General features: G+C 39.7%; 1 protein-coding gene. It reads left to right on the forward strand.

The window, feature by feature from the left end; genetic code table 11:
* Positions 1–619: ketoacyl-synthetase C-terminal extension domain-containing protein (locus tag F0000_RS27540; RefSeq protein ID WP_188112333.1), on the forward strand; the 619-nt coding region annotated here is incomplete at both ends.

Here is a 619-nt window from a genome sequence, read left to right on the forward strand (position 1 = left end):
TGGCAGGGATCAGTGCATTTGGAGCAGGAGGTAGTAATGCGCACCTTATAGTAGAGGAATATATTCCCAAAGCAAAGAAGGAGTACCATAGTGAAGATGCTGCTATTATAGTTTTATCGGCAAAGAGTATTGATCGTTTAGAGGATCAGGTGCTGAATTTACGCTCATATTTAGACAATCATAAGGATGTTAATATCTATGATCTGGCTTATACCCTACAAGTAGGGAGAGAATCTATGGGAGAACGTCTGGCTTTTATGGTTGAAGATATAGGTTCATTATCAGCAGAAATAGAAATCTATCTTTCTTCTGGGAAAGGGAGTTTTTTTAGAGGACGGGTTGATGAGGCATCAGCTTCGGAGTTTTTACTTGAAGGAGAGGCAGGTAAAGGGTATATGGAGATTGCAATCAGGAAAAAGGAATCTAAGTCATTGGTACAATTATGGGTATCCGGTATTGATATAGACTGGCAGTTGTTGTATGAACCAGGATATGTTCCTTCTAAGATCAGTTTACCGACGTATCCATTTGCAAAGGAGCGTTATTGGGTGCCATTTTCAGAGTCAAGGTTACCTATTATGAGAGGTACGGATTATTTGCATCCGTTGATTCACAAGAA

It is taken from the genome of Aquimarina sp. RZ0, assembly GCF_008370685.1.
Classification (GTDB): Bacteria; Bacteroidota; Bacteroidia; order Flavobacteriales; family Flavobacteriaceae; genus Aquimarina.